4 protein-coding genes and 1 pseudogene are annotated in these 7,306 nt (G+C 59.1%); 2 read left to right on the forward strand and 3 right to left on the reverse strand.

Annotation, left to right across the window (positions count from 1 at the left end; translation table 11 throughout):
- Positions 1–365: 365 nt before the first annotated feature.
- On the reverse strand, positions 366–2,855 hold the full coding sequence (locus QHF89_RS49515; RefSeq protein WP_284722010.1) for an SIR2 family NAD-dependent protein deacylase: 2,490 nt from the start codon (positions 2,853–2,855) through the stop codon (positions 366–368).
- A gap of 730 nt (positions 2,856–3,585) precedes the next feature.
- On the reverse strand, positions 3,586–4,698 hold the full coding sequence (locus QHF89_RS49520; protein WP_284722011.1) for a hypothetical protein: 1,113 nt from the start codon (positions 4,696–4,698) through the stop codon (positions 3,586–3,588).
- 377 nt (positions 4,699–5,075) lie between these two features.
- Here QHF89_RS49520 and QHF89_RS49525 point away from each other — a divergent pair.
- Positions 5,076–6,029, forward strand: a pseudogene (locus QHF89_RS49525) (IS1 family transposase); the annotation flags it as partial.
- A gap of 52 nt (positions 6,030–6,081) precedes the next feature.
- On the opposite strand, the gene QHF89_RS49530 reads toward QHF89_RS49525, so the two are convergent.
- Positions 6,082–6,354, reverse strand: a complete 273-nt coding sequence (locus tag QHF89_RS49530) for a helix-turn-helix domain-containing protein (protein ID WP_136973385.1) — start codon at positions 6,352–6,354, stop codon at positions 6,082–6,084.
- 108 nt (positions 6,355–6,462) lie between these two features.
- Here QHF89_RS49530 and QHF89_RS49535 point away from each other — a divergent pair, with 108 nt between their 5' ends.
- Positions 6,463–6,834, forward strand: a complete 372-nt coding sequence (locus QHF89_RS49535) for a hypothetical protein (protein ID WP_136973386.1) — start codon at positions 6,463–6,465, stop codon at positions 6,832–6,834.
- Positions 6,835–7,306: the final 472 nt, after the last annotated feature.

Here is a 7,306-nt window from a genome sequence, read left to right on the forward strand (position 1 = left end):
CAGGCGTCTGCGCGGTGCTTGCTGTCGAAGCCCGTTGGCGCGCGGTGGCAGGCCCGGATGCGCGTGCTCGCGGCGCCTGCCACGGGGGCGGGGCGGCGTCCAGACGGGGGTGGGCGAGGTGTTACGACCAGTCGGCCAGGCGGCGAAGGCCAGCGAAGCCGGAGCTGGGGCCAGGGGTCGGGTTTGGAGGCCAGAAGCCCGCTTAACAGAGACTAGCGATCTACCTAACCATCACGGGGCCGAGCTGCCGGATGTTATACAGATCACTCAGTATGGGGCGGGACGGCGTCAGACGGGGCGCGACGAGGTGATACAGCCCACCCCTCGAAAGTTTCGGCCGGCAAGGCGGGCGGGACGTGTCCAGCTTATCGACGGCGCTTGCGCATCGAAGAGCGCTTCGCGCTCTTCGATGTTTTGCCCGCTAGGGCAGTTCCTTCCCCTCGTGGTGGGGCAGTAGGTGTCAGACGTGTACGCTGGGGACTGGTCTCAGCCTCCTCCGCCAGACGGTCGAGAATGTCCTCTACCGTCTTGGGCACCAATTGCTGGCTCCACTGTAGAATAGCAGATGTTTCGTCGGCATCACTGTCCAGATCAGCGTCAACCAGTGACTCGACGTCAGTAAATAGTCCCTCGATCTGATCTCTTAGCCACTCAGGATGTTTCCCCGCCAGATCAGGGGAGCGCTCCAAAACCTCGGCGACGACCAGCTTTCTGAGGCGCTCGACAGGTGAAGTAAGCGGAACTGCCCACATGAGTTCCGAGAACCCTGCCACGTCCACCTCAGCCCAATGAACCTGATTTAGACGGAGCATCCAGGCCGTCGGAGTCGCGACGACTCCGGCATATTTTCCGCGATCGATGAACTTCAGCGCCCTGCGCAGCTGGCCATCCTGAGACAAGAACCAGGCTCGAACACCAGCTTCCCGGAGTTGCGCGATCCACATGACCTGCGTTGCCTCCGCCCGTCTCAAGCGGCGCGCCCCCTGCGAAAACTGATCCTCTCTCCGCCACTTGCGAAGCGCATCCCAAAGAGTCTCACGTTCTCCCGTATCTAGCCGCCTAACCGCGTCCTCACCTTCGACGTCGATGCCGAGTCTCGTGAGCTGCAATTGAAGTTGTGTCCACGTCACGAGTTCGGATGTTTTTCGGAACTCTTGATACGATCTCCAGCGACCAGATTCGACTCCCCAGCTGTACCAGCGCAGGATCGGAGAGTGTTCGCGGGCTGGCGATCTTTCAAGATACTCGGCGATGCGTGCACTAGGTCCGAAGGCAGCGATCTCCCGGCCGATCATCTCGACATGCGTAAAAATTTCGCTGGAAATGGGTCCCAGCATGAACATTGGGACCCGTAGTTGCTTCAACCGGGACAGTAACTTTGTGATACCGCCCGAAGCGTCGCAAGCCGGATGGAGTGCACGCATCGCCACATTGGAGTCCAGATATATGCGCCAATTCAATGTGGCGCCAACATTGGAATCCGTCGGGTTTAGGAATATTGTTTCTAATGCGAATGCTGCATTTGCCAGATAGAACAACTCACGGCTTATCTCGGGCGAAGGGTCACGCAACAGTTCTATGACAGCTTGCTTTATCACCGCCGTGCTAGCCGACGGATTTGGTGTGAGCGCGATTGCGGCATCCACCACCTGCGACAAAAGATACGCGTCTGGACGGTCCTCGTTTAGGAACGAACGAGCAGCCGTCATTCCCTGCACGATCATTACCTTGCGTATTACATCGATTGCGGCGGTATGCACCTTACCGCTACGTCCGACGGTTCGATCGATCGAAAGCAAACGCGACTTTATAGTCTTCGTGATCTCTGGGTACGGCGGCGACGGAGGAATGCTCTCCCTCTTGAGCTTTAGCGGCTCCTCGGGACTCTCCAGTGCATCTGCACTATGCAGCGCAGCAACACCACGTTCGATTAGTTTCTGAGCAAGGTCTGAAGAGAGTCCGTAGTTACGCGACACCTTCTTGGCTAGTACATCACTTCGTAGCGGCCGATCCTGGATTTCGTTGACCACGATGGCTCCTGCCGCCATATCGAACGTCTGATTTCGATGCTTACTGGTCAACGAAACGAGGATGCGGACGAGGCCGTCGATTCTGCCCTGATCAGGCAGAATTCCTGTCGCAACGACGAGTTCAGACTGTTCGACCGGACGGGCCAAGTGCCGCACGCACTCTCCGGCGTACTCATGACCCTTCGACGAGTCGTAGAGCACCAACTCGAAGTTTGCACTTTGCAATAGATTCTTATCGGCTGCCGTATCTTGAGGCAAAATTGCAACGTGCGTCTGACGACCTGCTCCGCCCAGGTGCTCACCGATGTACTGGAGCAGTTGTATGAACGGAGGATCGGTAAAACTGAAGCCTATTGCAACGACTGAATAATTCAAAAATGTGTCACGCAGCAGTTGCTCGTATGCTTCACGTGACGTAAGCCGCGCGTATGAACGCGAGCCAAGTACCATTAACTCTGGCACTGCTGCTCGACCATGAAGATGAACTAAAAGCCTCTGACTCCCCAGCAAACTAATTGCCGCACGCAAATCTTCGTCAGAATTCGTCAATGCATCGAGAACACGGTCCCGCAAGGCATGGCGCAGATTTGAGTCATAGTTCGTGGTAAACCAGGCGGCGGCGTCAATTCTAGCCAAGTCGCGACAGATCTCAGGAACTTGCTGCGGTTCAGTATGAAATTCGTTTCGAAGAAACTCGTCACGCTCTCGTTTGGGGATTATGTTTCCTATTTCGTAAAGATCGATCGCGGCCAGGAGGTCGGTTTGTTTTTGCTCAACGATTGCATCTGCCCGCTTTGGAGAGAACTGCCGCGCGTGCTCAGCCATTCGACCAACCAATGCGGACCAACTAGGGCGGTTGGACGGGGGTGGCATCGACACGCCTGCGCCCGCGAGAACGACGAGGCGACCTTTGCGGGCCTGGTCTCGAAGTCGGACTAGCTTATGTCGATGCTCTTCTGAAATACCCATCCTTGACCCCGTGGTGCCGGCGCGCAACTATCGGAACGAACGAACGCAGACTCTACGCCAACGGCGTTGTCAGTGTCAGCTTTTTTCGCCACCGCGACAGCGCGCGGTCGCACCCGCAGCTCCCGGGAGGCGCCCCGCCGTACGACCTCGCTCCCCCCGTCGTGACACGGACGGCACGCGCCTCCGACGCTGGCGCTCCGAAGGGAGCACCGGATGCGAAACCATCAGCGAGCGGCGGCGATTCGTACGGAGATCGAGCAGGGCAAGGGTCGAGAACGAGGGAGGGCGTACCCCGAGCGTGTGCGTCGGCGCGTGTAAACGGTTTCGTCAAGGGGATGGCATGCCTCACGACCACTGTACGCCCGTATTGTTATAAGCGTGGCGGTCACTAGCTCCTTCAAGGCGAGTTCAGGAGACGCCATAGGGGCAGCCGCCGAGGGTGGCTGGACAAATCCATGAACGCATAGGAACTAAGGCAGCTTCAAGGCAGCTTTGCCCGTCCGGGAAACGTGTAGACACTATCAGCGTCCCAGTAGCGACGAAACGGGCCACCGTAGCGCAGAATCGTTAGGAGAATATCATCCAGTTAGTCCTGGACTGTTTGAAGCACCGGACGAAGGTGCGGCCAAGTCGAGCCTGTATGTAACTGCGCGGCAGCAGATCGACCAGTGTGGAAGAGCGCGTTCCTCTCCTCGATAAAAGTGTATGTGTGTGTCAGACCAAGGTGGCCCGCCAATCCCATCATCAGCTCTTCAAACGTATAGTTGGCACCGCTTGCCTTCTTGAAACCGCGGATCAGACCCGAACGCTTGTCGTCTGGTGTAAACCGGGCGACGTTCAATGCCCAATAGAACTTGAGCGATTCCATTGCGACGCCCGCAAATATAAACTTTGCCTCCGCCAGATTCTCCTGGTGGGAACGGCAGTAGTAGGTGATTGCAGTGTCTAATGAGTAGTTGGCTGACTGTGCCAAGTACGGCGCCATGGTTTGAGACATAAAATTCGCCAAACCGCCTTGGCTAATTAGCGGATGCCCGCCAACCACGTCTCCGGGTTGCGGAAACGCTCGACGACACAACACATTAGTGCCGTTAAATGAAGTCTCCAGCAAGCATCTCGTCTGCGTCCGTGATGCGAGGCTCAAGAGCGCAAGCGTCGCAAGCCTTATGTCGTCGAAGTTGGCCACAGGCTGTACGCGCTCGATCAAGAGTTCGGCGGTTACATCGCCCGACCATACTCCCGGCCTCGGTGATGGGAAGGCTTGGAGTGCGAAGAGCAAGTCCCCATACTTCCATGTTTCGGGCTGTACGACACGGGGCCCTTTCAGCAGCAAAACCTTCTTGTCCCACTTTGCGACGTCGGCACCAGGTTGAACCAGCAAAAGCTCCGTGGGAACAAAAGAAACGTCGGTTGAGGGAGGTATTATCGGTGGTGATGTCCAATGGGTAGAGGCGTCTGTCGCGTACGCATGGTGCCCGGTGAGACTGTCACCATCAATGGTGGTACCGTTTATCTCACACCGATCAGGAATTGCGGAGAGTCCGACGCCAGGTCCCAACCCAGGTGCCGCGATGTCGATCCGAATGTTTCCATCTACGGCAATGGCCACGGCCCCCGATCCGGTGAGCACTTGTGCTCCAGCCGAATCAGTTGCGACGAGAGATGGCAGAACTGCTGAGAACACACTCGGAGAATTCATATCGTCATTACCTTCCGATCGCTCGGCCTATCCTATTCGTGCCGGTCAGCCTACCCAGCGCGCAGTAGCAGTGTCAAGGCTCACGTTGTGATGCTTCCGAGCCGATGCACTTGCCCCGGGGGGGAACATGCCTCCCCAAGGCCCTCCTCATCCCCAGGACATTGGACAACCAATGTCCTATCTCCTGAAGAAACTCCTTCAGTTTCTTGAAGTTCTCGCTACCGTGGAGACCACAAACGAAACGCCCCGCCGGCCGTTAGGGTCGACCGGTGGGGCTGCGGAACGCCGGATGGTGGCCCATCCAACGCACGTCGCACTGCGCAGCATGGGCCAACCTCCGGAGAGAGGCAAGGCTTCTTGTGGCCAACGTGCTGCCGATGGCGAAGCGCGCCGATGTCGTGCGTCACCTCGTAGAGGGCGCATCGATCCGCGCGACCGAACGACTAACGGGCGTGAGCAAACCCACGGTCCTGTCGCTTCTCTTGAAGGTCGGTCTCGGCTGCGACCGACTTCATGACCGGCTCGTGCGCGATCTCGATATCCGCGAGATCCAGTGTGACGAGATCTGGTCGTACGTGCAGAAGAAGCAGGCCCGATTGAAGGACGAGGATCCGCCCGAGTTCGGCGACGCCTACACGTTCCTCGCGATGGCGAGGGCGCAGAAGCTCATGATCGCGTACCGGGTCGGGAAGCGCGACGAGGAGAACACGCGCGCGTTCATTCGGGATCTACGCATCCGACTCGTCACGGTCCCCGAGATCTCGACCGATGGGTGGAAGAGCTACGCCGACGCGATCGGCCAGAGCTTCGCGCCCGGAAGCGTCGACTACGCCGTCATCCAGAAGAACTACACGCGGAAGGGCCGCCCGGACGGCGAGCGTCATGATCATCGATACGAGCCCCCGCGCGACCCGTTCATCACGAAGAGCAGGGGACGTGGTTCTCCGGATCTCGACCGGGCATCAACCTCGCACATTGAGCGGGCAAACCTCACGGTTCGGATGCAGATCCGGCGCTTCACGAGATTGTGCAACGGCTTCTCGAAGAAGCTCGAAAATCATCGGGCTGCTGTGAGCCTGCACGTCGCCTGGTATAATTTCTGTCGCGTTCATGAAAGCTTGCGCGTCACGCCAGCCATGGAGGCGGGAATCGCCGATCATGTCTGGTCGATCGAGGAGCTGGTCGAGCTGGCCCTCTCCGAACCCGCCGGGGAGCGACCCAGGGTCAAAGAACTCACTCCGATCAAGCGGCCTGGACCGCCCGAAGGGCTCGAAGCCAAACCGACGGGCGCACGCGAATTGCCGAACGGGCGAGGATGGCTCCGTCTCGTTCCCCCGCCGTCCTCTTCATGAAGGAAGCCGTCAGGCCATCAGGCTTCCTTCATCATCCGGGGGTTTTTCGAGGGCGACCCCGACGAACCTCCGCGACCGTATCGGCTGGTGGTTGCAGTAGATCGAGCACGCGAACCCCGAGGACGTTGGCGATCCTCGCCAGCGTGTGCAGCGTGAGGTTCTCCTGACCGCGCTCGATCCGGCTCACGTACTGAACCGACGCCTGCATCGCTTCCGCGAACCCGGCCTGCGTCATGCTGGCACCGCGACGCAGTTCCAAGACGCGTCGGCCAACCTCGCGGATCAGGTGGTCGGGATCCTCCATCCCGACACCGATGGCCGGGACTCCGGGTACCTAAAAAGCAACTTTTAGGTTGATCCGTTTGTCGTTGGCGTGGTAGCGGCCTAACCGAAGGTCACTGGAGGTCTCACGATGGCGGACACGACGACGGCAGAGTCCACGAAGGCGATCGAAGCAACCTTTGAGGCGGGCCGATCCTCATACAGAGATGCGGTCGCTCACGCGCGCGGGCTCGACGGGGTGGGCTTCCTCTTCAAGGCGCTTGGGGTCGTCCTGGGGATCGGTGGCGTGATCGGCGGAATCATCGTCTACCGAGCGCCCGGGTTCGGATCCGAGCTGGGCCTCGTGGTTGGGCTGCTCGGCGTGACGGCCGGAGGAGGCCTCTACGGCTTCGGCTTCCTCTTGGCGGCGATCGGGCAGGTCCTCTTGGCCCTCATCGACACGGCCGTCGGGTCGAAGATCGTCGCCGCGAAGAGCTTGGAAGGGGTCGGGAAGGGTTCGTAGATCGGATGAATGGCTTTCGGGCGATCCGGTCGGCCCGAGAATGGCGCAGCGACGTCGTTGTGATAATCGCCTTGTGGTGCATTAAGGCATATGCACAATCATGACAGCGACGCAACTGACGAGCAGACACCCCGCCCAGTCCCCGCTGTTCCTTCCAAACAGATCCTATGCCTCGCGTGGACAACTACGAAGAGCATTGGGAACAAATGGATCTGTGGCTTCGGAAGCAGCGTGAAAAGTAGCTTAAGCTATTCGACTAGGATGACGACGAGTATATGTGGCTATTCCCCAGGCTCAACCGGCGACGGTAGTGCTCGCCGTCTATCCAGGGAGGCGGCATTCGAGGTAAGTCCTCGCCGCCCCCCGTCCTGACGTCCCGTGGCCCCCGTGCCCAGGCTCCCAACCGGAAGGAGCCTCAACATGCATACGGAACAACAAGCGGCGGCCATTCGTGCGGAGGTCTCGCGCATCG

The sequence above is a fragment of the Polyangium sorediatum genome, assembly GCF_029946465.1.
GTDB classification, from domain to species: domain Bacteria; phylum Myxococcota_A; class Polyangia; order Polyangiales; family Polyangiaceae; genus Polyangium; species Polyangium fumosum.